General features: G+C 64.0%; 23 protein-coding genes. 6 read left to right on the forward strand and 17 right to left on the reverse strand.

The annotated features are described in order from the left end of the window. Positions 1–8: 8 nt before the first annotated feature. Entirely contained in the window at positions 9–2,792 is a 2,784-nt protein-coding gene (secA, locus tag GJ695_RS04410; RefSeq protein ID WP_154362388.1) for a preprotein translocase subunit SecA, read from the reverse strand. A 231-nt stretch (positions 2,793–3,023) separates the two neighbouring features. Between secA and GJ695_RS04415 the strand changes: the two genes are divergently transcribed. Continuing rightward, on the forward strand, positions 3,024–3,509 hold the full coding sequence (locus tag GJ695_RS04415; RefSeq protein ID WP_229260383.1) for a DciA family protein: 486 nt from the start codon (positions 3,024–3,026) through the stop codon (positions 3,507–3,509). Here GJ695_RS04415 and lpxC read toward each other — a convergent pair whose 3' ends face one another. The 3 genes from lpxC to GJ695_RS04430 form a co-directional block, all read right to left on the reverse strand. After that, positions 3,510–4,445, reverse strand: coding sequence for a UDP-3-O-acyl-N-acetylglucosamine deacetylase (gene lpxC / locus GJ695_RS04420; protein ID WP_154362390.1), 936 nt, complete (start codon positions 4,443–4,445; stop codon positions 3,510–3,512). It lies immediately after the preceding gene. A 23-nt stretch (positions 4,446–4,468) separates the two neighbouring features. Then, positions 4,469–5,311 carry a DMT family transporter gene (locus tag GJ695_RS04425; RefSeq protein ID WP_154362391.1) on the reverse strand — a complete coding sequence of 281 codons (843 nt, stop codon included), beginning with the start codon at positions 5,309–5,311 and terminating at the stop codon, positions 4,469–4,471. Positions 5,312–5,461: 150 nt separating this feature from the next. Then, a complete protein-coding gene (locus GJ695_RS04430; protein WP_154362392.1) occupies positions 5,462–6,229 on the reverse strand; it encodes a helix-turn-helix transcriptional regulator in 768 nt (255 codons plus the stop codon). 94 nt (positions 6,230–6,323) lie between these two features. Between GJ695_RS04430 and GJ695_RS04435 the strand changes: the two genes are divergently transcribed. Continuing rightward, entirely contained in the window at positions 6,324–7,091 is a 768-nt protein-coding gene (locus GJ695_RS04435; protein ID WP_154362393.1) for a class I SAM-dependent methyltransferase, read from the forward strand. On the opposite strand, the gene GJ695_RS04440 is transcribed toward GJ695_RS04435, so the two are convergent. Further along, positions 7,066–8,016, reverse strand: a complete 951-nt coding sequence (locus GJ695_RS04440; protein WP_154362394.1) for a LysR family transcriptional regulator — start codon at positions 8,014–8,016, stop codon at positions 7,066–7,068. The two genes, GJ695_RS04435 and GJ695_RS04440, sit on opposite strands and share 26 nt — an antisense overlap. A 102-nt stretch (positions 8,017–8,118) precedes the next feature. Between GJ695_RS04440 and GJ695_RS04445 the strand changes: the two genes are divergently transcribed. Genes GJ695_RS04445 through GJ695_RS04460 form a run of 4 tightly spaced genes read left to right on the forward strand, consistent with a single transcriptional unit; the run spans position 8,119 to position 11,524 of the window. After that, positions 8,119–8,850, forward strand: coding sequence for an SDR family oxidoreductase (locus GJ695_RS04445; protein WP_154362395.1), 732 nt, complete (start codon positions 8,119–8,121; stop codon positions 8,848–8,850). A gap of 11 nt (positions 8,851–8,861) precedes the next feature. Next, complete coding sequence (locus GJ695_RS04450) at positions 8,862–9,938, forward strand: alkene reductase (protein WP_154362396.1); 1,077 nt, start codon at positions 8,862–8,864, stop codon at positions 9,936–9,938. A 47-nt stretch (positions 9,939–9,985) separates the two neighbouring features. After that, a complete protein-coding gene (locus GJ695_RS04455; RefSeq protein ID WP_154362397.1) occupies positions 9,986–11,053 on the forward strand; it encodes a fumarylacetoacetate hydrolase family protein in 1,068 nt (355 codons plus the stop codon). 18 nt (positions 11,054–11,071) lie between these two features. Next, the gene (locus GJ695_RS04460) at positions 11,072–11,524 is read left to right on the forward strand and encodes a DUF2244 domain-containing protein (protein WP_154362398.1); all 453 of its coding nucleotides are present in this window, start codon (positions 11,072–11,074) and stop codon (positions 11,522–11,524) included. A gap of 6 nt (positions 11,525–11,530) precedes the next feature. Here GJ695_RS04460 and GJ695_RS04465 read toward each other — a convergent pair whose 3' ends face one another. From GJ695_RS04465 to mraY, 12 genes are all read right to left on the reverse strand, one after another. Beyond that, positions 11,531–12,034, reverse strand: a complete 504-nt coding sequence (locus tag GJ695_RS04465; RefSeq protein ID WP_166455081.1) for a DUF4411 family protein — start codon at positions 12,032–12,034, stop codon at positions 11,531–11,533. After that, the gene (locus GJ695_RS04470) at positions 12,031–13,158 is read right to left on the reverse strand and encodes an XRE family transcriptional regulator (RefSeq protein WP_154362399.1); all 1,128 of its coding nucleotides are present in this window, start codon (positions 13,156–13,158) and stop codon (positions 12,031–12,033) included. Before GJ695_RS04470 ends, GJ695_RS04465 begins: the two co-directional genes overlap by 4 nt. 54 nt (positions 13,159–13,212) lie before the next feature. Beyond that, the gene (locus tag GJ695_RS04475) at positions 13,213–13,716 is read right to left on the reverse strand and encodes a peroxiredoxin (RefSeq protein WP_154362400.1); all 504 of its coding nucleotides are present in this window, start codon (positions 13,714–13,716) and stop codon (positions 13,213–13,215) included. 81 nt (positions 13,717–13,797) lie between these two features. Further along, positions 13,798–15,024 (reverse strand): cell division protein FtsZ, encoded by a 1,227-nt coding sequence (ftsZ, locus tag GJ695_RS04480; RefSeq protein ID WP_154362401.1) that lies wholly within the window; start codon positions 15,022–15,024, stop codon positions 13,798–13,800. A gap of 111 nt (positions 15,025–15,135) precedes the next feature. Continuing rightward, positions 15,136–16,368 carry a cell division protein FtsA gene (gene ftsA / locus GJ695_RS04485; RefSeq protein WP_154356536.1) on the reverse strand — a complete coding sequence of 411 codons (1,233 nt, stop codon included), beginning with the start codon at positions 16,366–16,368 and terminating at the stop codon, positions 15,136–15,138. A gap of 24 nt (positions 16,369–16,392) precedes the next feature. Further along, complete coding sequence (locus GJ695_RS04490; protein WP_154362402.1) at positions 16,393–17,193, reverse strand: cell division protein FtsQ/DivIB; 801 nt, start codon at positions 17,191–17,193, stop codon at positions 16,393–16,395. Positions 17,194–17,200: 7 nt separating this feature from the next. After that, positions 17,201–18,160, reverse strand: coding sequence for a D-alanine--D-alanine ligase (locus GJ695_RS04495; protein ID WP_166455082.1), 960 nt, complete (start codon positions 18,158–18,160; stop codon positions 17,201–17,203). 3 nt (positions 18,161–18,163) lie between these two features. After that, positions 18,164–19,555, reverse strand: a complete 1,392-nt coding sequence (murC, locus tag GJ695_RS04500) for a UDP-N-acetylmuramate--L-alanine ligase (RefSeq protein ID WP_166455083.1) — start codon at positions 19,553–19,555, stop codon at positions 18,164–18,166. Continuing rightward, a complete protein-coding gene (gene murG / locus GJ695_RS04505) occupies positions 19,552–20,631 on the reverse strand; it encodes an undecaprenyldiphospho-muramoylpentapeptide beta-N-acetylglucosaminyltransferase (RefSeq protein WP_154362403.1) in 1,080 nt (359 codons plus the stop codon). The genes murC and murG overlap by 4 nt, the downstream gene beginning before the upstream one ends. Beyond that, complete coding sequence (ftsW, locus tag GJ695_RS04510; protein WP_154362404.1) at positions 20,628–21,848, reverse strand: putative lipid II flippase FtsW; 1,221 nt, start codon at positions 21,846–21,848, stop codon at positions 20,628–20,630. The genes murG and ftsW overlap by 4 nt, the downstream gene beginning before the upstream one ends. Beyond that, the gene (murD, locus tag GJ695_RS04515) at positions 21,848–23,440 is read right to left on the reverse strand and encodes a UDP-N-acetylmuramoyl-L-alanine--D-glutamate ligase (RefSeq protein ID WP_154362405.1); all 1,593 of its coding nucleotides are present in this window, start codon (positions 23,438–23,440) and stop codon (positions 21,848–21,850) included. Before murD ends, ftsW begins: the two co-directional genes overlap by 1 nt. Then, entirely contained in the window at positions 23,440–24,609 is a 1,170-nt protein-coding gene (gene mraY / locus GJ695_RS04520; protein WP_154362406.1) for a phospho-N-acetylmuramoyl-pentapeptide-transferase, read from the reverse strand. The genes murD and mraY overlap by 1 nt, the downstream gene beginning before the upstream one ends. Positions 24,610–24,611: the final 2 nt, after the last annotated feature.

Raw genomic sequence — 24,611 nt, forward strand, 5'->3', positions numbered from 1 at the left:
TGTGCTGCTTACGCAAGCTTGCCGTGGCAGGCCTTGTATTTCTTGCCACTGCCGCATGGGCATGGATCGTTGCGACCGACCTTCAGGCCCATTTCCATCAGCTGCTCGCCGCTCAGGTTTTGCAGCTCTGGCGGCAGGCCGGTGAACTGTGGCGGCGCCAGCAGTTCTTCCGGCGCGGCGCTCGGATCGAAATCGGCGTGCTGGTAGCTGACGTTTTCCACGTGCGACTGTTGCATTGCCGCCTCGGCCGCGTCGATCTCTTCACGCGACTGGATGCGCACGGTCATGATCAGCTTGACGACTTCGTTCTTGATCATGTCCAGCATCTGGCCGAACAGTTCGAACGCTTCGCGCTTGTATTCCTGCTTCGGATTCTTCTGCGCATAACCGCGCAGGTGGATACCCTGGCGCAGGTGGTCCAGCGCCGCCAGGTGCTCGCGCCAGTGCGAGTCCACCGATTGCAGCATGACGTTGCGCTCGAAGCCGCCGAACGATTCCTTGCCGACGATATCGATCTTCGACTGGTACAGCGCATCGGCCGCGCCGATCACGCGTTCCAGGATTTCGTCGTCGGTCAGGTTGGGCTCGGCGGCGACCATGGCGGTCAGCGGCAGATCGATCTGCCACTCGGCGGCCAGCGCCGCTTCCAGGCCTTTCAGGTTCCACTGTTCTTCCACCGATTCTTCCGGCACGTATTCACGCACCAGGTCGGTGAAGGCGCCGTGGCGCAGCGACATGATCAGTTCCGAAATATCGGCCGCTTCCAGCAGCTCGTTACGTTGCTGGTAGATCACTTTACGCTGGTCGTTGGCGACGTCGTCGTATTCCAGCAGTTGCTTACGGATATCGAAGTTGCGCGCCTCGACCTTGCGCTGGGCCGACTCGATCGAGCGGCTGACGATGCCCGCTTCAATCGGTTCGCCTTCCGGCATTTTCAGGCGGTCCATGACGGCGCGCACGCGGTCGCCGGCGAAGATGCGCAGCAGCGGATCGTCCAGCGACAGGAAGAAGCGCGACATGCCCGGGTCACCCTGGCGCGCGGCACGGCCACGCAGCTGGTTGTCGACGCGGCGCGATTCGTGACGCTCGGTGCCGACGATGTGCAGGCCGCCAGCGGCCACCACTTGTTCGTGCAGCGCCTGCCAGCCGTCGCGCAGCGCCTGCGACTGGGCGGCCTTGTCGGCGTCGCTCAGTTCGGCGTTGGCTTCGATGAACTGGATTTGTTTTTCAACGTTACCACCCAGCACGATGTCAGTACCACGACCGGCCATGTTGGTGGCGATGGTGATGGCTTTCGGCGAACCGGCCTGGGCGATGATTTCCGCTTCACGGGCGTGCTGTTTCGCGTTCAGCACGTTGTGCGGCAGGCCGCCCTTGGTCAGGATGCCCGACAGCAGTTCCGAGTTCTCGATCGAGGTGGTGCCCACCAGCACCGGTTGGCCGCGCTCGTAGCACTCGCGGATTTCCAGCATCATGGCGTTGTATTTTTCCTGCGACGACTTGTACACCTGGTCCTGGCGGTCTTTGCGCGCCGACGGACGGTTCGGTGGAATCACCACGGTTTCCAGACCGTAAATTTCCTGGAATTCGTAGGCTTCGGTATCGGCCGTACCGGTCATGCCGGCCAGCTTGGCGTACATGCGGAAATAGTTCTGGAAGGTGATCGAGGCCAGCGTCTGGTTCTCGTTCTGGATCTTCACGCCCTCTTTCGCCTCGACCGCCTGGTGCAGGCCGTCGGACCAGCGGCGGCCGGTCATCAGACGGCCGGTGAATTCGTCGACGATCACCACTTCATTGTTCTGCACCACGTAGTGCTGATCCTTGAAGTACAGCGCGTGCGCGCGCAGCGCCGCGTACAGGTGGTGCACCAGCGTGATGTTGGCGGAATCGTATAGCGAGGCGCCTTCCGGCAGCAGGCCCATCTGGGTCAGGATGCCTTCGGCCTTCTCGTGGCCGGCTTCGGTCAGCAGCACCTGGTGGGCTTTTTCGTCCTTGGTGTAATCGCCAGGGACCTCGACCTTGCCTTTGCCGTCGGCGGTTTCTTCGCCGATCTGCAGGGTCAGCAGGCGCGGCAGTTCGTTGATCTTGTAGTACAGATCGGTGTGGTTCTCGGCCTGGCCGGAGATGATCAGCGGGGTACGGGCTTCGTCGATCAGGATCGAGTCGACTTCATCGACGATGCCGAAGTTCAGCACGCGCTGCACGCGGTCCTTGGCGTCGAACACCATGTTGTCGCGCAGGTAGTCGAAGCCGAATTCGTTGTTGGTGCCGTAGGTGATGTCGGAGTTGTAGGCCGCCTGCTTGGTGGCGTGCTCCATCTGCGACAGGTTGATGCCGGTGGTCAGACCCAGCCAGCTGTACAGCTTGGCCATGGTCTCGGCGTCGCGCTGCGCCAGGTAATCATTGACGGTGACGATGTGCACGCCCTTGCCGGACAGTGCGTTCAGGTAGGCCGGCAGGGTCGCGGTCAGGGTCTTGCCCTCGCCGGTGCCCATTTCAGCGATTTTGCCGTAGTGCAGAACCATGCCGCCGATCATCTGCACGTCGAAATGGCGCATCTTCATCACGCGCTTGGAGGCTTCGCGGCAGACCGCGAACGCTTCAGGCAACAGCGCGTCCAGCGTCTCGCCGTTGGCGATGCGCTCCTTGAAAGCGGGCGTCTTGGCTTGCAGCTCGGCGTCCGACAGTTTTTCCATCGCCGGTTCGAGCGCATTGATCTCGCGTACCGTTTTTTGGTATTGCTTGAGCAGGCGCTGGTTGCGGCTGCCGAAAATCTTGGTCAGAAAAGACATGCTTGAATTCTTGAAAAAACGCCGTTGAAAAAAGCTCTGTAGGTTAAGAACGCTTACCGCACGGAGTTGGACTATGGCAAAAGACGGTGATTTTATCACGCGCTCGGGCCTACATTGGGTTATTGGCCTATATAACAATAGCCCAAGTGTGAACAATGTCACAAAATCAATCGATTTTAACCGCTGGTGACGATTTTGGGGCGGCGCAATATCTGTGATATGTTTCGCCGCATGCGATTCAACTCCTCCAACCTCGCGCTCAAGCGCCCCACTGCGGTGGGAGCGACCGATTTCCTGCGCCGCAACGACAAGATGGCGGCGCTGCTGCCGGCCGTCCAGCGCATGGCGCGGCTGCAAAAGGACTGCGCCGAGTGCCTGCCGGCCATGTTCGTGCACTGCGAGATCCTGGCGTTCGAGGATGGCCAGCTGCTGCTGTCGCTGCCGACCACGGCGCTGGCGGCCAAGCTCAAGCAGCAATTGCCGAAATTGCAAGAAACGCTGGCGCGGCGCGGCTGGCAGGTGCACGGCGTCAAGCTCAAGGTGCAGATGACCAAGCAGGCCGAGATCAAGGAAAAGATGCGGGCGCTGGAATTGCCGGGCGCCGCGGTGGACGCCTTCGACCAGCTCAGCGGCAGCCTGGAGCAGACGCCGCAGAACGCGGCGCTGATCGAGGCGGTCAAGGCGATGGTGGCGCGGCGCCGCGCCGGCGGCGGCTGATTAAGTTAGCGCCCACTCACGCGCCATCTGGCGCACATAGGACTGCGGCGCGACGTCATTGCTGTCAAACGTCACCACTTCATAGGCGTCCGGATGCTTGAGCAGTTCCAGCAGCAGCTGGTTGTTCAGCGCGTGACCGGACTTGTGCGCTTCATACGACGCCAGCAGCGGATGGCCGACCAGGTACAGGTCGCCGATGGCGTCGAGGATCTTGTGGCGCACGAACTCGTCTTCATAGCGCAGGCCGTCCGAATTCAGGATGCGGTACTCGTCCATCACAATCGCGTTTTCCAGCGAACCGCCGCGCGCCAGGCCGATGCCGCGCAACATCTCGACATCCTGCATGAAACCGAAAGTACGGGCGCGCGCGACGTCGTGCACATAGGAGACGTCGCCGAAATCCACATGGGCGCGCTGCTGGGTGCCGTCCACCGCCGGGTGGTTGAACTCGATGAAGAAGTCCAGCTTGAAGCCGTCGTGCGGCAGCAGGCGCGCCCATTTTTCCTTGTCGCCCGTGCCTTCGCGGATTTCCACCGGCTTCAGCACGCGGATGAATTTCTTGGCCGCCGGCTGCTCCAGCACGCCCGCCTGTTGCAACAAGAATACGAACGACGAAGCCGAACCGTCCATGATCGGGATTTCTTCGGCGCTGACTTCGATGTACAGGTTGTCAATACCGAGACCGGCGCAGGCCGACATCAGGTGCTCCACGGTGGAGACGCGCGCGCCTTCCTTGACCAGCACCGAGGCCATGCGGGTATCCCCCACCGCCATCGCGCTGGACGGGAATTCCACCATGGGCTCCAGGTCGACGCGGCGGAACACGATGCCGGTATCCGGCGCGGCCGGGCGCAAGGTCAGCTCGACCTTGGTGCCGGAGTGCAGGCCGACACCCGTGGTGCGGACCAGTTCTTTGATAGTGCGTTGTTTTAACATCGGAAGATTATAACGAACTGTGGTCAAGGATGCTCGGCTTCAACATGGACCGCCTCGCGCCGCACCAGGTAGACGCCGCTGGCGATGATGATGCCGGCGCCGAGCAGCGTGTAGCCGTCCGGCAGCGCGTGCCACAGCAGCCAGTCGATCGCCACGCCCCAGGCCAGCGCCGTGTACTCGAACGGCGCCACGATCGAGGCCTTGCCGGTGCTGAAGGCCTTGGTGATGGCCAGCTGGCCGAAGAAGCCGGACAGGGCCAGCGCCAGCAGAATCCAGCCATGCTCGGCGCGCACCGGCACCCAGTGGCGGTACGACAGCGCGACGGCGCCGATGGCCATCATGGTCAGCAGCCAGAACATCATCGATTCGGTGCTGTCGGTGCGCGCCAGCACGCGCGCGCTGATGGCCGACACGGCGTAGCAGGCCGCCGCCGCCAGGATCGCCACGCCGCCCAGCGACAGAAAGCCCGTGCCTTCGGGACGCAGCACCACCAGCACGCCCAGCAGCCCGACAGCGATGGCCACCCACTGGCCGGCGCCCACATGCTCCTTCAGCACCCACACCGACAGCGCCGTGATCAGCGCCGGCGCGATGAAGAAAATCGAATACGCCTCGGCCAGCGACAGCGACTGCAGGCCGAAAGCAAACGTGGTCAGCATGGCGATGCCCAGCACGGCGCGGAACACATGCATCGGCCAGCGCACGCGCAAGATGGTCTTGAAGGCGCCGCGATACAGCATATAGCCGCACAGCAGCGGCAACGAACTGAGCGAGCGCAGCGCCGTCACCTGCGTGGCGGGATAATGGGCGGACAGCAGCTTCATGCTGGTGTCCATGAACGAGAACATGGCAACCGCAGTCAGCATCGCGTAGATGCTGTGCAGATTTTCTTGACGGGAGGACAGAAGAAGCTCCTTGACGACCGGTCCGGGGCGGACCACTGGGAACGTCATTATGGCGACGTCCGGAGCCAGCACAGCATTGCGCTGTCCTGGCGATTATAGCAAACGCCTCATCTACGGCAGCAGCATCACCAGCTTGAGGTCGTGGCGCTTGGCCAGGTGCAGCGTGACCTGGTTGAAGCCGAGTTCACCCATGCTCGGATGGTGGAAGCGGCGCAGGCCGCCTTCGCGGCTGACCACATCCTGCAGCGTCCACAGCGCGTGGAATTCAGGGCTGTCCTGCGACAGTTCGGCGATCAGCGACGCCAGCGCTGGCTGGCCGGCGTGCTTGCCGATGTCGGCGCGGAATTCGGCGACCAGGCGGCGCGCGCGGTCTTCCCAGTCGACGATCAGGCCGCGTGCGGCGGCAGCGCGGAACATGAAGCGCAGCAGGTTGGGCCGCGCCGGCGACGACGCCACATCCAGCCAGCCGCCGAACAGCGCCGCCGCGTGCGTGTTCCACGCCACCGCATCCCACTGCCGGTCCAGCATGTAGGCCGGCGCGTCGATGGCGGCCACGATGTCGTCCAGCGAGTCGCCGGCGTCCTCGGCGTCCGCATCGTGCTGCGGGTCCAGCCGCTCGGCCAGGCTGAACAGATAACTGCGCTCGGCCGCGCTCAGGTGCAGCACCTCGGCCATGCGCGCCAGCAGCTTGCCGGACGCCGACACGTCCCGGCCCTGCTCCAGCCACGTCAGCCAGGTCGGACTGACATCGCACAATTGCGCCAACTCCTCGCGCCGCAAGCCCGGCGTGCGGCGACGGCCGCCGGCAGGCAGGCCGACGCTGGCCGGCGTGGTGCGCTCGCGGTGCGCGCGGATGAAATCGCCCAGATTGTCTTGCATGGTAGTTCCTTATACCAGGATAAATCCTTGTCTTGTTACAGGATAAAAACCCGCCTATTCTGCCCTGAACCATCCCACTTTTGGAGAAAACATCATGCAACAGCAAGCCGTTGTCGCCCAGCAGTTCGGCAATACCGCCAGCGCCTACCTGACCAGCACGGTCCACGCGCAAGGCGCGGACCTGGTGCGGTTGCGCGAGATCGCCGCCGCCCTGCCCAAGCGTCCGCTGGTGCTGGACCTGGGCTGCGGCGCCGGCCACGCCAGCTTTGCGGTGGCGCCGGTGGCGGAATCGGTGACGGCGTTCGACCTGTCGCCGCAAATGCTGACGGTGGTGGCGCATGCGGCGCGTGATCGCGGCCTGGACAACATCGGCACGCGGCAAGGCAACGTGAGCAGCCTGCCGTTTGCCGACGCCTCCTTCTGCATGGTGGTGACGCGCTTCTCGGCCCACCACTGGCTGGACGTGCCGGCCGCGCTGCGCGAAGTCAAACGCGTGCTGAAGCCGCGCGGCGTGTTCGTCGTCATCGACATTACCGCGCCGGAAACGCCGCTGCACGACACCACGCTGCAAGGGGTGGAACTGCTGCGCGACGGCTCGCACGTGCGCGACTATCGCCCTTCGGAATGGACGCGGATGCTGGACGACGCCGGCTTCACGAGCGAGCGCGGCAACGACTGGAAGCTGGAAATGAAGTTCGACGACTGGACCGCGCGCATGCGCACGCCGGCCGAGCGCGTCGCCGCCATCCGCAGCCTGTTCCGCACCGCGCCGGAAGAAACGCGCGGCTACTTCGCCGTGCAGCCCGACGATTCCTTCAGCATCGATGCCACGCTGTTCAGGGCCGCGCCGCGGCCGCGATGACCGCGTCCCACGGCGTCTGCTCGGGGAACACGGTGTCGAGGAAACCGAGGAAGGCCTTGACGTTGGGATTGCCGCGCCGGCTTTGCGGCCACAGCGCGGTGATGGTCGAGCGGTCGACCGCGTAGTCGGCCAGCACCGGCACCAGCTCGCCGCGTGCCACGTAGCGGGCGGCGACATAGGTCGGCGAGATGCCGATGCCGCCCTGCCCCACCAGGATTTCGGCGATGGCGTCGCTGGCATTGGCAACCGCCCAGCTTGGCGGCGTCACCTCCACCACGCGGCCGGACACCATGAACGGCCACTTCAGCAACTGGCCCGAACTTTGGAAGCGGAAGTTGACGCAATCATGCCGCACCAGGTCATCCGGATGCTGCGGCGCGCCGCGCGCCGCCAGATAGGCCGGCGAGGCGAACGCGCACAGCCGGTGCGGCGCCAGCCGGCGCGAGATCAGCCGTGAATCCGCCAGGTCGCCCACGCGGATCGCCACGTCGATGCCTTCCTTGATCAGGTCGACAAACTCGTCGCCCAGGCGCAGGTCGATCGATAACCTGGGAAAGCGCTGCTTCAGCAGCGCCAGCTGCGGCGCCAGGATCTGCGTGCCGATCGGCAGCGGCGCGGCGACCCGCAGCGTGCCGGCCGGCTCCGCCTTCGCGCTGAGCACCGCCTGTTCGATTTCCTCCGCCTCGTGCAGCAGGCGCAGCGCGCGCTCGTGCAGATCGCGGCCCTCGGCGGTCAAGGTCAGCGAGCGCGTGGTGCGCGTGAACAGCGACAGGCCCAGCTGCTGCTCCAGCCGCTGCACGCTCTTGCTGACCGCCGACGGCGAGATCGCCAGCGAGCGCGCCGCAGCCGTATAGCTGCCCAGCGACGCCGCGCGCGCAAAGGCGATCAAGCCCGTCAACCGTTCCAATCCAATTTGTGCCGTCATGGCATGATTAAAACGAATTCCAGCCGCATTGTCAAATCCATGGCATCAACCTAATCTTGTTCCTGTCAGCGCCGGGTGCGCTAAATTCCAGGAGCAAACACCATGAACAACCTCTTCAATCAACTGCAAGGCAAAACCGTGCTGATCGTCGGCGGCACGTCCGGCATCGGCCTGTCGGCCGCCATCCAGGCCAAGGCGGCCGGCGCCGCCGTCATCATCACCGGCTTCGACGCCGGGCGCGCGGCCGCTGTCGCCGCTGAACACGGCTTCGCCGGCCATCGCGTCTTCGATGTGACGCGCACCGACACGGTGGCCCCGGCGCTGGCCGATATGCCCGGCGTCGACCACCTGGTCCTGATGGCCGGCAGCTTCGTCGCCGGCAAGGTGCTGGAAGCCGAGGTGTCCTACCTGCAGCGCGCCTTCGATGAACGCGTCTGGGCCGCCGTGCACATCCTGCGCGCGCTGGGCGACCGCCTGGCTGCCGATGCCTCGATCACCTTCATCTCCGGCGTGCTGGCCGACCGCCCGAACGCCTATGGCACCGCCATCCTGGCCGCCGCCAGCGCGGCGATGGAAGCCCTCGCCCGCGGACTGGCGCTGGAACTGGCGCCGCGCCGCGTCAACACGCTGTCGCCCGGCCCGATCGACACGCCGCTGCTGGGCAAGGCCCTCGGCGCCGGCCGCGACGCCTACGTCGCCCACCTGGAATCGACGCTGCCGCTGCGCCGTCTCGGCAGCGCCGACGAAGCCGGCGCCGCCGTGGTGTTCCTGATGGCCAACCGCAACATGAACGGCGCGACGCTGCATATCGACGGCGGCGCCGGCCTGGTCTGAGGAGAACCATCATGAGCCTGTTACTCGAACCGCTGCAACTGGGCGCCATCCGCCTCCCCAACCGCATCCTGATGGCGCCGATGACGCGTGCGCGCGGCACGCGGCAGCACGTGCCGACGCCGATGATGGCCGACTACTACGCGCAACGCGCCTCGGCCGGCCTGATCATCAGCGAAGCCATCGGCATCAGCCAGCAGGGACTGGGCTGGCCATATGCCACCGGCCTGTGGTCCGGCGAGCAGGTTGCCGGCTGGCGCGCGGTGACCGACAAGGTGCATGAGGCCGGCGGCCGCATCATCGCCCAGCTGTGGCACATGGGCCGCACCGTGCATCCGGACTTCCTGGGCGGCCAGCCGCCGGTGTCGTCGTCCGCCACCACCGCGCCCGGCCATGCGCACACCTATGCCGGCACGCAGCCCTACGCAGCCGCCAGGCCGCTGCGGCCGGATGAAATCCCCGCCATCCTGAACGACTTTGCCATCGCGGCGCGCAACGCCATGCTGGCCGGCTTCGACGGCGTGCAGCTGCATGCGTCGAACGGCTACCTGGTCGACCAGTTCCTGCGCGACAGCGGCAACTTGCGCGACGACCGTTACGGCGGCACCATCAGCAACCGCATCCGCCTGCTGAAGGAAGTGACACAGGTGCTGTCCGATGCGATCGGCGCCGACCGCGTCGGCGTGCGCCTGTCGCCGAACGGCGAGACGCAGGGCGTGCGCGACAGCGCGCCGCTGCCGCTGTTCACGGCCGCGCTGGAAACGCTGTCGTCGCTGGGCATCGCCCACCTGGAGCTGCGCGAGCCGCCGCCGGACGGCAGCTTCGGCGTCGGCGAAACCTTGCCGCTGGCGCCGCTGCTGCGCCCCGCGTTCAAGGGACCGCTGCTGCTCAATTCGGACTTTGACGTGGCCCGCGCCGAGCATGACCTGCGCGCCGGCGTCGGCGACGCCATCGCGTTCGGCCGGCCGTTCATCGCCAACCCCGACCTGCCGCGCCGCATCGCGCAAGGCCTGCCGCTGGCGCCGGATGACCGCGACACCTGGTTCACGCAGGAGGCGCTGGGCTATACCGACTATCCCGCAGCGGCGTGACTTGACATGGCATACAATGATTCCAGCACTCACAACAGGAGACAGGCATGCAGGAAAATCGTCGTAATTTTCTCAAGCTGGGCGCCACCAGTGCAGCGGTAGGCGTGTTGGGTCAGGCAGCCGCGGCGGCCGCTGAAACACCGCAGGTCGGCGCCATCGCGCCGCTGGCGGCCAAGCTGGGCCTGCGCCTGGCCAACTTCTCGCCGGGGCCGCAGGACAAGCCGCGTGTCGGCGTGGTGTTCGATGACGGCCAGGTGCTCGACGTCGGCGCCGAAGCGAAGCGGCAAAAAGTGAGGCTGGCGTTCGATGCCGATTCCATGCTGTCGCTGATCGACAGCGGCGACCAGGGCCTGGCCCAGGTGCATGCGCTGGCCGAGCGCGCGGCGCTGCTGCGCATCATGCGGCCCACCGTCAACCAGGTGCGCCTGCTGTCGCCGATTCCGCGCCCGCGCGCCAATATCTACGCGGTGGGCTGGAACTACCTCGATCACTTTGAGGAAGGCAAGGCGGCGCGCGTCGACCGCGTGGTGACCGAATACCCGGCCAATCCGGTGTTCTTCACCAAGGGCGTCAACACCATGAACGGCCCGTTCGACACCATCCCCTTCGACGCCAGCAACTCGACGCAGGTGGACTGGGAAGCCGAACTGGCGGTGGTCATCGGACGCGGCGGGCGCAACATCAAGGAAGAACAGGCCATGCACCACGTGTTCGGCTACGCCGTCTACAACGACACCACCGCGCGCGACGTGCAGCAGAAGCGCCACGGCGGCCAGTGGTTCAAGGGCAAGAGCCTGGACGGCTACGGCCCGATGGGCCCGTGGATCGTCACCGCGGCCGGCCTGAACCTGGACGACGCGCGCGTCATCAGCCGCGTCAACGGCGTGGAAAAACAGAACGCCAGCTACAAGCAAATGTACTTCAAGATCCCGCGCGTGATCGCCGAACTGTCGCGCGGCATGACGCTCGAAGCGGGCGACATCATCACCACCGGCACGCCGTCCGGCGTCGGCTTCAGCCGCAAGCCGCCGGAGTTCATGAAGCCGGGCGACGTGATGGAAACGGAAGTGACCGGCATCGGCATCATCCGCAACGTCATCAAGGCGGAAGGCTGATACCACACGGAGAATGCCATGCCGCGCGAAGGTCCATCCGGACACCGCAGCTGGTTGCTGCAACGCCGCTACCGGCTGAGTCGACGGCAGCTCACGCTGCTGTTCGCGGCGCTGTGCGTGCCGTCGCTGACGGTGGCGGGCGGTTTTCTGTGGTTCGGCTACTGGTACATCCTGGCTTACAGCGTGCTGGAACTGAGTGTGGTGGCGCTATGCCTGCGCCACCACGCCCGCCACGCGGCCGATTACGACCGCATCGACATCACACCGGCCGCCATCCACATCGCCCAGCGCCGCGCACTGGTCGAGCGCCGCATCGAGCTGAATCCGCAAACCGCGCGCGTGCTTGCGCCAAGCGATTCCCGCCTGCAACTGGCGGACGGCGACATCATCATCACGCTGGCCGAGTTCCTTCCACCATCGCAACGCCAGCAACTATCGAACGACCTCGCGCTCTACATCTCGCAACGTTAAAGACACTCATAATTGTGCCGGCAGGACAAAGCGTGCTTCCAGCTTATATAAAAGATCGAAGGTATTCATCCAGCTCACGCCGAATACATCGCAGACATTTGGAATCAGAAATTTTTTGACTACCTCGGCATGATGGCGTTCATGTGTCACTACTGTGCATCCGGTGGTCATTGCCTTGGCGATCAGCCACGGATCCGCGCCAGAGAGAAAATCTTCCGCCGCTCCAGTTTTCATCCTGACAGCATGGCTGACGACATATTCGGCTACGACTGCGAAGCACTCTTGCGTAGCCTGGTCATGTACGTCCAGGAATAACTCCGGATGATCCTTCGCCCACCTGGCAAGTTCATCATCGCCTTTTTTCAGTTCCTCCCCAACCATCGCGATACTCGCTACAGTTTCCGATGCGCGCTGTTGCAGTATCCAGCTCCAATAGGCCGGACAAACCGTCATATTGTAGTAACGGTTCTTCGCTTCAACAAACGTATTGGCATCAAGGAGGTAGTTCACTCATCTGTCTTTTCAGCGTAGGTGCGAACCTTGGCAGGTTGAATGCCCAATAGCTTGCCCGCCTCCCTCAACAACAAGCGCCCGCTCAGCGCTTCTGACAAGACAGCGCGGCTGAAGCGCTTGCTGTTCTTTCCATCTACGGTCCGATAAAAATTGCCGCCATCCGTTTTCTTATTGCGATAGGCACTGAGTTCAATCAGATAGAACTCCGTATATGCTTCCTTGGAGATATATCCCAGATCACACGCCCGACGAGCAATAACCAGACGACTGACATGAAATGCGGCAGCCAGCACCGGCAGCAACGCTTGCCAGTCATCAGTATCGCGCCACAGCGCCTTGAAGCGTGCCTCCGGCACCAGAAACTCACCGGCAACCGCATTGCAATACGCTTCTTCCTGACGATGACTGGACGGCGCGACGCTGGAAATACCGCTGCTGCCTATCCAGATATGCGCCAGCTCATGCAGCAAAGTAAACAACCGTGCCGCTGGCGCATCCGCAATATTAATAAAGACAACCGGAGCGAATTTATCGCTGATCGCAAAACCGCGAAACTCGCCAACATCCAGTTTGCGATGCGTATTCGAACCAACTATGCCGCTACGCATCACCAAGATGCCGGCAGCATCGGCCGCAGCGATCAGCGCTTGCAAGTACTGATCCTGTCCCGCTGCCACATCAAGAACACCAAGTACAGACCGGATGTCCGCCGCCACTTGGCCCGCCGGCGTGCTGAGCGAAAACCTGCCGACAAACGGTAATGGTTGGGGTTCCTGATCAGCCAGATAGTCCAGATACCATTCCTGCTTGCGCAATACGTCGCGCACCGTATCCAGCAAATCCAAGCTCGGCTTGAGCGGGGCGACGCTGCCGACCGTGCGCAGATCCGGTAATGGCAACGTCTCGTGCGGCGGCTCCTTCAGGAACAGAAAGCCAAAAGGAATATGCAGACGATCTGCCCACTGCTGCGCCTGACGGAAGGTCGGTCTGGCCTCGCCCGCTTCCCACGCCAGAACCTTGTCCTCTTTGACGGTAATGCTCTCTGCAAGCTCAGCAGCACTCAGACCTGCGCGATGGCGGGACCAGGACATCAATGCCGGATTGATCAGAGCTTGCGTCATACGATAAATATACTCTCAAAAACCAAAACGGCGCCATCGGCGCCGTCTTTCTGATTACAGCTGACCCAGCAGCGTCTCGGCGTTCGAGACTTCGAATTTGCCGCCCTGCTCGATGTTGAGCTGGGTGACCACGCCGTCTTCCGCCAGCAGCGAGTAGCGCTGCGAGCGGGTGCCCATGCCGAACTTGCTGAAGTCGGCGTCCAGGCCCAGTGCTTTCGAGTAAGCGGCATTGCCGTCGGCCATGAAGCGCACGATGCCGGTGGCTTTCTGGTCGCGGCCCCAGGCGCCCATCACGAACGCGTCGTTGACCGAGATGCACCAGATTTCATCGACGCCCTTGGCTTTCAGTTCTTCCGCGTGCTTGACGTAGCCTGGCACGTGCTGCGCCGAGCAGGTCGGGGTGTAGGCGCCTGGCAGGCCGAAGATGGCGATCTTCTTGCCCTTGACCAGATCCTGCACGTTGAACGTGTTCGGGCCCAGCGAGCAGCCTTCGGTTTCGGTTTCGATGAATTCGGCCAGGGTGCCTTCTGGCAATTTGTCGCCAATCTTGATGGTCATGGATGACTCCTTGTATGACTTTGAATGTAAAAAAGCCGCACCGAGGTGCGGCTTTTCCCGGAATAGAACCGGCAGTATGCCTTAATCGGCCTGTTTGCGCAGGAACGCTGGAATGTCGTAGGTTTCCATGCCGTTCTTCTCCATCGCGCGCACCTGCTCGGAGGCCGATTCGCGACGCCATACCGCTGGCGCCTTCATGCCGTCGAAGGCTGGCGAAGCGCCGCCGCCCATGCCGCCGGCCGCGCCCATCGACAGGCCCTGCGCTGCCGCCGCGCCGCCCATGGCAGCCGATGGCATCATCGGGCTGTTGTGGGTGCCGGTGCGCAGCATCTGCTGAGGAACCAGCTGCACGTGCTTCTTGGCTTTGCCCAGGCCGGTCGCCACCACGGTCACGCGGATGCTGTCGCCCATGTCGTCGTCGTAGGCGATGCCTTGCGCGATCGACGCGTCCGGCGCCGCGAACGCGCGCACCGCCGCCATGACTTCCTTGATCTCCTTGCCTTTCAGGCCGCGCGATGCGGTGACGTTCACCAGCACGCCGCGCGCGCCCGACAGGTCGACGCCGTCCAGCAGCGGCGAAGCCACGGCTTGTTCGGCGGCGATGCGTGCGCGGTCGACGCCGGAAGCGGTGGCGGTGCCCATCATGGCCTTGCCCTGCTCGCCCATGATGGTTTTCACGTCGTTGAAGTCGACGTTGATGTGGCCTGGCACGTTGATGATCTCGGCGATACCGGCGACGGCGTTGTTCAGCACATCATCGGCGTGTTGCAGCCATTCGATCAGCGATTCGTCTTCGTAGATCTCTTCCAGCTTTTCGTTCAGGATCACGATCAGCGAGTCGACGTTGGCCGACAGCTGCTCCAGGCCTTCGTCGGCGATGTCCATGCACTTCTGGCCTTCGTGCGAGAACGGCTTCGACACCACGGCCACGGTCAACGCGCCCAGCGACTTGGCGATTTCCGCGACGATCGGCGCGGCGCCGGTGCCGGTGCCGCCGCCCATGCCGGCAGCGATGAAGACCATGTGCGCGCCGCGCAGCGAGTCTTCGATGCGCTGGCGCGATTCCTCGGCCAGCTTGCGGCCGACGTCCGGCTTCATGCCGGCGCCCAGGCCGGTATCGCCGATCTGGATGACGTTGTCGGCTTTGGAAGTCGACAGTGCTTGCGCGTCGGTGTTGGCGGCGATGAACTCGACGCCCGACATGCCCTTGTTGATCATGTGCTGCACTGCGTTGCCACCCGCACCGCCGACACCGACGACCTTGATGACGGTACCCAAAGCTGCGTTATCGACCATATCGAACTCCATGATGTGACTCCCTATCAGAATGCGGTTTTCAAGCGCCAGTCCTCATAATTGTAGGAGAACTGGGGATTGAAAACTGCGGTTTAATATAAAAAAATTTGTACCTGCCCTGCCTCAGAAATTCCCGAGGAACCATTCCTTCATGCGCTGCCACACTGCCTTCACCGAACCATCCTGCCGCGTGACGATGTGACCGCGCAGGTACTGCTTTTTCGCTTCCTGTAACAGGCCAAGCACGGTCGCGTAGCGCGGGCTGCGCACCACGTCGGCCAGCTGGCCACGGTAGTCCGGCGTGCCAAGGCGCGCCGGTTTCAAGAAAATGTCTTCCGCCATCTCGACCATGCCCGGCATGATCGCGGTGCCGCCGGTCAGCACGATGCCCGACGACAGCACGCCTTCATAACCCGACTCGCGCACCACCTGGTGCACCATCGCGAACAGTTCTTCCACGCGCGGCTCGATGACGGCGGCCAGCGCCTGGCGCGACAGGTTGCGCGGACCGCGGTCGCCCAGGCCCGGCACTTCCAGCGATTCGCCCGGATCGGCCAGCACCTGCTTGGCCACGCCGTAGCGGATCTTGATCTCTTCCGCTTCGGTGGTGGGCGTGCGCAGGGCCATGGCGATGTCGTTGGTGATCTGGTCGCCGGCGATCGGGATCACGGCGGTGTGGCGGATCGCGCCGTCGGAGAACACCGCCACGTCGGTGGTGCCGCCGCCGATGTCGATCAGCACCACGCCCAGTTCCTTCTCGTCGCCGGTCAGCACCGCGTCGGCCGAGGCCATTGGTTGCAGGATCAGGTCCGACACTTCCAGGCCGCAGCGGCGCACGCACTTGACGATGTTCTGCACCGCCGACACCGCGCCGGTGACGATGTGCACTTTCACTTCCAGCCGGATGCCGCTCATGCCGATCGGTTCGCGCACATCTTCCTGGCTGTCGACGATGAATTCCTGCGGCACCGTATGCAGCAATTGCTGGTCGGTCGGAATGTTAACCGCCTTTGCCGTTTCAATGACGCGCGCTACGTCGGTCGCCGTCACTTCCTTGTCCTTGATGGCCACCATGCCGCTCGAATTGAAGCTGCGGATATGGCTGCCCGCGATGCCGGCGTAGACATTGCGGATCTTGCAGTCGGCCATCAGCTCCGCTTCTTCCAGCGCGCGCTGGATCGATTCCACGGTCGCTTCGATGTTGACCACCACGCCCTTCTTCAGGCCTCGCGATTCGTGCTGGCCCAGGCCAATCACTTCGTGGCGTCCATCGCCCATCACCTCGGCCACCACGGCAACCACCTTGGAGGTGCCGATATCGAGGCCGACGATCAGGTTTTTCGCGTCTTTAGTCATTTCTTCTCTGCCTGCTAGTTATGCTTAGGTATGCTTCGGTGCCGGTTTTTTTACTATCGGTTTGGGTTTCGCGCCTTCCGCTGGAATCTTCAATCCCTGCGCGCTCAACGCCAAACCGTTCTGATACCGCATGTCGATCGTGTCTATATTGGGCAGATGCCCCACCAACTGCGGATAAATCCCCACCAGCCGGTCCACCCTTTCCTTCAACGTGGTGCTGGTCTGTTCCCGTCCCAGCGCCACGCTCATTCCGTTATCCAGCCTCACCGTCCACGCATAGCGGCTCGACAGCGACAGCGCCTGCGGCAACAGCTTGAGCGGCGCAAACCACGCACGCAGCTCGTCATACCGCGACAGCACTTCCCGCTCGCTGCCCTCCGGCCCTTCAAACTCCGGCAGCGCGTGATCCTCTTCCGCCTCGGCCAGGTTGGCGGTGAACGACTCGCCCTTGGTCGACAGCAGCCTGCCATCCTCGCCCCAGGTGCCCAGCACCTCATGCTCCTCCAGCGCCACGATCAACTGGTCCGGCCATTCGCGGCGTACCGTTGCGCGGCGTACCCAGGGCACCGTCTCAAACGCCTGGCGTACCGCATCCAGGTTGGTGGTGAAGAAATTGCCTTTGATCTTGCCCAGCGCGTTGTTACGCAGCGTCAGGTGATTCACATGCCTTAAATCGTCACTGCCGATACTCTCGATACGGATGGTGCGCAGGTTGAACATCGGTCGCTGCGACACCCACCACACGCCGGCCGCGATGCATGCCAACAGCGTCAGCGCAAAGATGCCGCTGGCGGTTGCATTCAAAGCCTTCGCGTCTTGCCACATCTACTGCCTAGCCCTTCATTTTCAAACGCGCGGTGCGCAGGATTTCCACGCACAGGTCTTCATAGGTGATGCCTTCCGCGCGCGCCGCCATCGGCACCAGCGAGTGCGTGGTCATGCCCGGCGAGGTATTCACCTCCAGCAGGAAGGGCTTCTGGTCGCGTTCGCGCAGCAGCACGTCGACGCGTCCCCAGCCCTCGCAACCCAGCGCGCGGTAGGCTTCCACGGCGATACGGCGCATTTCCTCGCTCAGCGCTTCCGGCAGCGCGGCAGGGCAGAAATACTTGGTGTCGTCGGTGAAGTACTTGTTCTGGTAGTCGTAATTGCCTTCCGGCGCGACAATTTCCACCACCGGCAGCGCGCGCGCCGTGGCGCCGCCGCCCAGGATGGCGACCGTGAATTCGCGGCCGGTGACAAATTCCTCCGCCAGCACCGAGTCGTCCAGCGCGGCGGCGGTGTCGTAGGCGGCCTTGAAGGCGCCGGCCTCGCTCACCTTGGTGATGCCGATGGTCGACCCTTCATGCGGCGGCTTGACGATCAGCGGCAGGCCCAGATCGGCGGCGGTGGCCGCCAGGTCCGATTGCGCGTTCAGCACCGCGTAACGCGGCGTCGGCAGGCCCTTGTGCAGCCAGACGATCTTGGTGGTGATCTTGTCCATGCCCACCGAGCTGGCCATCACGCCGCTGCCGGTGTAGGGAATGCCCAGCAGTTCCAGCGCGCCCTGCAGGCTGCCGTCTTCGCCGTAGCGGCCGTGCAGCGCGATGAACACGCGGTCGAATTTTTCCGCCGCCAGTTCGGCCAGCGAGCGTTGGCCCGGATCGAACGGATGGGCGTCGATGCCCTTGCTTTGTAACGCGGCCAGCACGCCGCTGCCGGACATATTGGATACTTCACGTTCCGCGGAGCGGCCGCCAAACAGCACGCCGACCTTGCCGAATGCTTTTGCGTCTTGTGGATTCAGGGTACTCACGATTCAGACCTTTGGATAATTAGTCAGTTTGGCCGGGACGCCGCTGATCGAGCCTGCGCCCATGGTCATCACGACGTCGCCGTCGCGCACCACGCCCATGATGGTTTCCGGCATATCGCCGATCGCCTCAACAAAAATTGGTTCCGTCTTGCCGCGCGCGCGCAGCGCGTGCGACAGCGCGCGGCCGTCGGCCGCCACGATCGGCGCTTCGCCGGCGGCGTACACTTCGCCCAGCACCAGCACGTCCGGCGTGCCCAGCACCTTGACGAAGTCTTCGAACAGGTCGCGCGTGCGGCTGAAACGGTGCGGCTGGAACGCCAGCACCAGGCGGCGGCCTGGATAGGCGGCGCGCGCGGCGGCCATGGTCACTTCCATTTCCAGCGGGTGGTGGCCGAAGTCGTCCACCAGCGTGAACGTTCCGCCGCCCGGAATGGCGACATCGCCATACTTGGTGAAGCGGCGGCCAACGCCTGCGAAACCGGCCAGACCGGCCTGCGTGGCGCTGTCCGGGATATTGATCTCGCGTGCGATGGCGACGGCCGAGCAGGCATTCTGCACATTGTGCAGGCCCGGCTGGTTTAGCACCACGTCCAGGTCCGGATAGCCTTCCTGCTTGACGGTGAAGTGCATTTCCACGCCCACGGCGCGCGCGTTCACGGCGCGTACTTCGGCGTCTTCGGCGAAGCCGTAGGTGGTCACCGGCTTGGTCACATGCGGCAGGATCGAGCGCACATGCGGATCATCGATGCACAGCATGGCGCGGCCGTAGAACGGCAGGCGGTGGGTGAAATGCACGAAAGCCTGCTTGAGCTTCTCGAAATCGTGCTCGTAGGTTTCCATGTGGTCGGCGTCGATGTTCGTGATGACTTCGATCATCGGCGTCAGGTTCAGGAACGATGCATCCGATTCGTCGGCTTCCGCCACCAGGTATTCGCCGGTGCCCAGCTTGGCGTTGGCGCCGGCGCTGGTCAGGCGGCCGCCGATGACGAAGGTCGGATCGAGTCCGCCCTGCGCCAGCACCGACGCCACCAGGCTGGTGGTGGTGGTCTTGCCGTGCGTGCCGGCGATGGCGATGCCGCGCTTCAGGCGCATCAACTCGCCCAGCATCACCGCGCGCGGGACGATAGGCACCTTGCGGCTGCGCGCCGCCACCACTTCAGGATTGTCCTGCTGTACAGCGGTCGAGGTCACGACGGCGTCGGCCTTGCCGATGTTTTCCGCCGCATGGCCCAGATACACGGTCGCGCCCATGTCGGCCAGGCGCTGGGTGACAGCATTGCTGCCCAGGTCCGAGCCGGACACGTTGTAGCCCAGCGTGAGCAGCACTTCCGCGATGCCGCTCATGCCGCTGCCGCCGATGCCGACGAAGTGTATGTTCTGTACTTTATGTTTCACAGCTTATCCAATGCTAATTCTTCCAATACCTGTGCGATTGCTTCATTTGAATCGCGTTTGCCGACGTCGCGCGCCGCCGTGGCCATGGCCAGGCAGGATGCGCGGGTCAGCGTTTCCAACAGCGTCGCAACGGATTGCGCGCTCAATTCCGTTTGCGGCATGTGTATCGCCGCCTTCTGTTTCGCCATCCACTGCGCGTTGTCGCGCTGGTGGCTGGTGGTCGACGCCATGAACGGCACCAGCACGCTGGCCACGCCCGCCGCCGTCAACTCCGACACGGTGATGGCGCCGGCGCGGCAGATCACCACGTCCGCAACGCTGTAGGCGGCCGCCATGTCGTCGATGAAATCGACCACATTGGCCGTCACGCCGGCCTGCTGATACGCCGCACGCAGCGCATCGATATTCTTCTTGCCCGACTGGTGCGTCACCAGCGGACGCTGTGCTTCCGGAATCAGCGCCAGCGCGGCCGGCAGCGCATCGTTCAGCGCCTTGGCGCCAAGGCTGCCGCCCACCACCAGGATGCGCAGCGGACCTTCGCGGCCGGCGAAACGCCCGGCCGGCGGCGCCATGTCCAGGATCTCCTTGCGCACCGGATTGCCGGTGACGACCGCCTTGCTGGCCGCCGCGCCAAAATTTGCCGGGAAGCCGAAGCACACGCGGTCCGCGAACGGCACCAGCGTCTTGTTCGACAACAGCAGCGCCGCATCGGCATTCACCAGCACCAGCGGCGTGCCGCGCATGCGCGACATCAAACCGCCCGGCACGGTGACGTAACCGCCCATGCCCATCACCACGTCCGGCTTGCGGCTGCCGATGAAACCGAAGCAGTCGGCAAACGCCTTCACCATCTTCAACGCGCCGCCCAGCGAGTGCTTGATGCCCTTGCCGCGCATGCCGGTGAAATGGATGCTGTCCATGGCGATGCCGTGCTTCGGCACCAGATCCTGCTCCATGCCGGTCGAGGTGCCGAGCCAGCTCACTTCCCAGCCGCGCGCGCGCATCGTCTGCGCGATCGCCAGGCCCGGGAAAATATGACCGCCCGTACCGGCCGCCATAATCATTAATCGTTTCATAGTCTGCCACCACGCATCAGAACCCGGTTCTCGTAGTCGATCCGGAGCAGGATCGCGAGTCCGATGCAGTTAATTACAACGCCCGTGCCGCCATAGCTCATCAGCGGCAGGGTCAAGCCCTTGGTTGGCAGTAAGCCCAGATTCACGCCCATGTTGATAAACGTCTGCACGCCGATCCAGATGCCGATGCCCTTGGCCGTCAGGCCGGCAAAGGTCTGGTCGATGGCGATGGCCTGGCGGCCGATGTCGAAGGCGCGCTTGATGATCCAGTAGAACAGCGCGATCACCACCAGCACGCCGGCCAGGCCCAGTTCCTCGCCGATCACCGCCAGCAGGAAGTCGGTATGCGCTTCCGGCAGGTAGTGCAGCTTCTCGACGCTGCCGCCCAGACCGACGCCAAAAATCTCGCCGCGCCCGAAGGCGATCAGCGAGTGGGTCAGCTGGTAGGACTTGTTCATCGCGTTGTCTTCTTCCCACGGATTCAGGTAGGCGAAGTAGCGCTCGCGGCGGAATTTCGACAGCGCGATGATGGAGCCGAAGATCACCACCAGCACGGCGCCGATGCCGCCGAACCAGATGGCGTTGATCCCGCCCAGGAACAGGATGCCCATGGCGATGCAGACGATCACACCGAAGGCGCCCAGGTCCGGCTCCAGCAGCAGCAGCAGGCCGACGAAGCCGACCGCCGCCGCCATCGGCATGAAGCCCTTGGTCAGCTTGTGCATGTACTGCTGCTTGCGCACCGTGTAGTCGGCGGCGTACAGCACCGCCACCACCTTCATCAATTCGGACGGCTGCACGTTGAATACCTTCAGCGACAGCCAGCGGCGGCCGCCGTTGACCACCACGCCCAGGCCGGGAATCAGCACCGCCACCAGCAGCACCAGCGTGCAGATGAACAGATACGGCGCGGCCTTCTGCAGATCCGCGATGCGGACGCGGAACACGAACAGGCCGGCGACCAGCGAGACGGCGATGAACATGGCCTGGCGTTGCAGGAAGTAGGTGTTCTGCCAGCGGACGTAGTTGGCGAACTTGGGCGAATCGGGCAGCGAGATCGACGCCGAGTACACCATCACCATCCCGAGCAGCATCAGCAACAGCGTGACCCAGACCAGCGGCTGGTCGTACTCCATCATCTTCGACTGCCGCGCGCGGCTATCCATCGGCGTGGACGCCGACGAAGAACCAAAGCGGAATGGCAGCTGGAAGGGCATCAGATCTCCTGTCCTGCGTCGAGGGCGATGTCGCGCACGGCGTCGATGAACACCTGGGCGCGATGCGCGTAGTTCTTGAACATGTCCATGCTGGCGCAGGCCGGGGACAGCAGCACGGCGTCGCCGGCTTGCGCCAGTTCGCTCGCGCGCTTCACGGCTTGCGGCAGGTCGGTGCCGCAGTCTTCCAGCTCGACGCCGGTGTTCTGCAATGCGGCGCGGATCAGCGGCGCGTCGCGGCCGATCAGCAGCACGGCACGGACGTAGTGCGAGGTTGGCTCGGCCAATGGTGCGAAGTCCTGGCCCTTGCCGTCGCCGCCCATGATGACGACCAGGCGCTGGCTGGCGCCGGTGAAGGCTTTGCCCAGGCCATTCAATGCGGCCACGGTGGCGCCGACATTGGTGCCTTTGCTGTCGTCGTAGTATTCAACGTCGTTGATGGCGCTGACCAGTTCCACACGATGCGGCTGGCCGCGATATTCGCGCAGGCCGTGCAGCAGTGGCGCCAGCGGCAGGTCGATGGCGCGACACAGGGCCAGCGCAGCCAGCGCGTTGGCGGCGTTGTGCACGCCGCGGATTTGCAGCGCGTCGGCCGGCATCAGGTTCTTGACGATACACTCCAACGGCGGTGGCGGCGGATCGTTCTTTTTGCGTTTCTTCGGCTCGCCCTCTTCTTCGACCGGGACGGCGGTGGCCAGCCACAGCACGCCGCGCTCGTTGTTCAGGCCCAGGTCATCGCGCAGGGTTGGCGCGTCGGTGCCGAAGGTGACGTTGTGGCCGGTGGCGCTGGCCATGCGCATCGTCGTCGCGTCGTCGCGGTTCAATACGCGCACGGTGTTGGCGGCGAAGATGCGGTGCTTGGCGGCGGCGTAGGATGGCATGTCGCCGTGCCAGTCCAGGTGGTCCTGCGTCACGTTCAATACGGTGGCGGCGTCGGCTTCCAGTGTGAAGGTGGTCTGCAGCTGGAAGCTCGACAGCTCCAGCACCCAGACTTCCGGCAGCTGCGGCGCGGCGGCCGGGCCGTCGGTCGCGGCTGGCGCAGCGGCATCCGCAGGCGCCTCGGCGACGGCTGGCGCGATTGGCGCAGGCGACGCGTCGAGCACCTCGCGCAGCACGTCCAGCGCTGCCGGGCTGATATTGCCGGCCACGCGCACGGTCTTGCCGGCGCGCTCGCACAACTGGCCAACCAGCGTGGTCACGGTGGTCTTGCCGTTGGTGCCGGTGATGGCGATGATCTTCGGCTGATAGCCGCGTTCCGTCTTCAGCGCTTCCAGCGCCTGCGCGAACAGCTCGATCTCGCCCCACACCTCGATGCCGGCGGCAGCGGCGGCCGGCGCAATCTCGGCCAGCTCGCGGTTTGGCGCCAGGCCAGGGCTGACGGTGACGAAGTCCACGCCTTCCAGCAACGACGCGCCAAACGGGCCGGCGACGAATTCCGCATCCGGCACGGCGGCGCGCAACGCCGGCAAGCGCTCCGGCGACTCACGCGTATCGGCAACGCGCACGCGCGCGCCGCTGCGGGCGAGCCACAGCGCCATCGCCAGACCGGATTCACCCAGTCCCAATACCAGTGCGTTTTTGCCTTCGTAAATCATCAGCGCAGTTTCAACGTCGAGAGTCCAACCAGTACCAGTATCATCGTGATAATCCAGAAACGCACGACAACCTGGGTCTCTTTCCAGCCTTTTTGTTCAAAGTGGTGGTGCAGCGGCGCCATCAAAAACACGCGACGGCCGGTGCCATAGCGCTTCTTGGTGTACTTGAACCACATCACCTGAATCATCACCGACACCGTCTCCGCAACGAAGATGCCGCCCATGATGAACAACACGATCTCCTGACGCACGATCACGGCGATGGTGCCCAGCGCGCCGCCCAGCGCCAGTGCGCCAACGTCGCCCATGAACACCTGCGCCGGATGGGTGTTAAACCACAGGAAAGCCAGGCCGGCGCCAGCCAGCGCGCCGCAGAAGATAATCAGCTCGCCCGCGCCGGGAATGTGCGGAATGAACAGATACTTCGAATACGTCACGCTGCCGGTCAGGTAAGCGAACAGGCCCAGGGCCGAACCCACCATAATCGTCGGCATGATGGCCAGGCCATCCAGGCCGTCGGTGAAGTTAACGGCGTTGGACGAGCCGACGATGACACAGTAGGTCAAGGCGATGAAGCCCCACACGCCCAGCGGATAGCTGATCGTTTTAAAGAACGGCACAATCAGGTCGGCCTTCGGCGGCAGGTCCATCGAAAAGCCCGACTGCACCCAGGCAAAGAACAGCTCGAACACCTTGCCGGTGTTCGGCGCCGACACCGAGAAGGCCAGGTACAGCGCGGCGGCGATGCCGACCAGCGACTGCCAGAAATACTTCTCGCGCGAGCGCATGCCTTCCGGGTCCTGGTACACCACCTTGCGATAGTCATCCACCCAGCCCACCGCGCCGAAGCCCAGCGTCACGATCAGCACCGGCCAGATCAGACGGTTCGACAGATCGCACCACAGCAGCGTCGAAATCGCGATCGACAGCAGAATCAGCACACCGCCCATGGTCGGCGTGCCGTGTTTTTTCAGGTGGGTCTGCGGACCATCGGTACGCACGGCCTGGCCATACTTCATCGCGGTCAGCTTGCGGATCACGAACGGGCCGGCGGCCAGACCGATGAACAGTGCCGTCGCGGTGGCGAACACCGCGCGGAAGGTGATGAAGCCGAACACCCGGAGTATCCCGACGTCCTGCTGGAAAAATTGTGCGAGCCAGAGCAGCATGA

Origin of the sequence: Duganella alba, from assembly GCF_009674495.1 — a bacterium.
Taxonomy (GTDB): domain Bacteria; phylum Pseudomonadota; class Gammaproteobacteria; order Burkholderiales; family Burkholderiaceae_D; genus Rugamonas; species Rugamonas alba.

What these genes read in the sequence shown, in the direction of transcription:
- ftsA (WP_154356536.1), bottom strand. Translation starts at nt 16,368, where the DNA reads ATGACTAAAGACGCGAAAAACCTGATCGTCGGCCTCGATATCGGCACC.
- ftsZ (WP_154362401.1), bottom strand. Translation starts at nt 15,024, where the DNA reads ATGGAGTTCGATATGGTCGATAACGCAGCTTTGGGTACCGTCATCAAG.
- GJ695_RS04475 (WP_154362400.1), bottom strand. Translation starts at nt 13,716, where the DNA reads ATGACCATCAAGATTGGCGACAAATTGCCAGAAGGCACCCTGGCCGAA.
- mraY (WP_154362406.1), bottom strand. Translation starts at nt 24,609, where the DNA reads ATGCTGCTCTGGCTCGCACAATTTTTCCAGCAGGACGTCGGGATACTC.
- GJ695_RS04470 (WP_154362399.1), bottom strand. Translation starts at nt 13,158, where the DNA reads ATGACGCAAGCTCTGATCAATCCGGCATTGATGTCCTGGTCCCGCCAT.
- GJ695_RS04425 (WP_154362391.1), bottom strand. Translation starts at nt 5,311, where the DNA reads ATGCTGACTGCGGTTGCCATGTTCTCGTTCATGGACACCAGCATGAAG.
- GJ695_RS04450 (WP_154362396.1), top strand. Translation starts at nt 8,862, where the DNA reads ATGAGCCTGTTACTCGAACCGCTGCAACTGGGCGCCATCCGCCTCCCC.
- GJ695_RS04445 (WP_154362395.1), top strand. Translation starts at nt 8,119, where the DNA reads ATGAACAACCTCTTCAATCAACTGCAAGGCAAAACCGTGCTGATCGTC.
- GJ695_RS04460 (WP_154362398.1), top strand. Translation starts at nt 11,072, where the DNA reads ATGCCGCGCGAAGGTCCATCCGGACACCGCAGCTGGTTGCTGCAACGC.
- GJ695_RS04435 (WP_154362393.1), top strand. Translation starts at nt 6,324, where the DNA reads ATGCAACAGCAAGCCGTTGTCGCCCAGCAGTTCGGCAATACCGCCAGC.
- GJ695_RS04430 (WP_154362392.1), bottom strand. Translation starts at nt 6,229, where the DNA reads ATGCAAGACAATCTGGGCGATTTCATCCGCGCGCACCGCGAGCGCACC.
- lpxC (WP_154362390.1), bottom strand. Translation starts at nt 4,445, where the DNA reads ATGTTAAAACAACGCACTATCAAAGAACTGGTCCGCACCACGGGTGTC.
- murG (WP_154362403.1), bottom strand. Translation starts at nt 20,631, where the DNA reads ATGAAACGATTAATGATTATGGCGGCCGGTACGGGCGGTCATATTTTC.
- secA (WP_154362388.1), bottom strand. Translation starts at nt 2,792, where the DNA reads ATGTCTTTTCTGACCAAGATTTTCGGCAGCCGCAACCAGCGCCTGCTC.
- GJ695_RS04415 (WP_229260383.1), top strand. Translation starts at nt 3,024, where the DNA reads ATGCGATTCAACTCCTCCAACCTCGCGCTCAAGCGCCCCACTGCGGTG.
- GJ695_RS04455 (WP_154362397.1), top strand. Translation starts at nt 9,986, where the DNA reads ATGCAGGAAAATCGTCGTAATTTTCTCAAGCTGGGCGCCACCAGTGCA.
- GJ695_RS04490 (WP_154362402.1), bottom strand. Translation starts at nt 17,193, where the DNA reads ATGTGGCAAGACGCGAAGGCTTTGAATGCAACCGCCAGCGGCATCTTT.
- GJ695_RS04440 (WP_154362394.1), bottom strand. Translation starts at nt 8,016, where the DNA reads ATGACGGCACAAATTGGATTGGAACGGTTGACGGGCTTGATCGCCTTT.
- murD (WP_154362405.1), bottom strand. Translation starts at nt 23,440, where the DNA reads ATGATTTACGAAGGCAAAAACGCACTGGTATTGGGACTGGGTGAATCC.
- ftsW (WP_154362404.1), bottom strand. Translation starts at nt 21,848, where the DNA reads ATGCCCTTCCAGCTGCCATTCCGCTTTGGTTCTTCGTCGGCGTCCACG.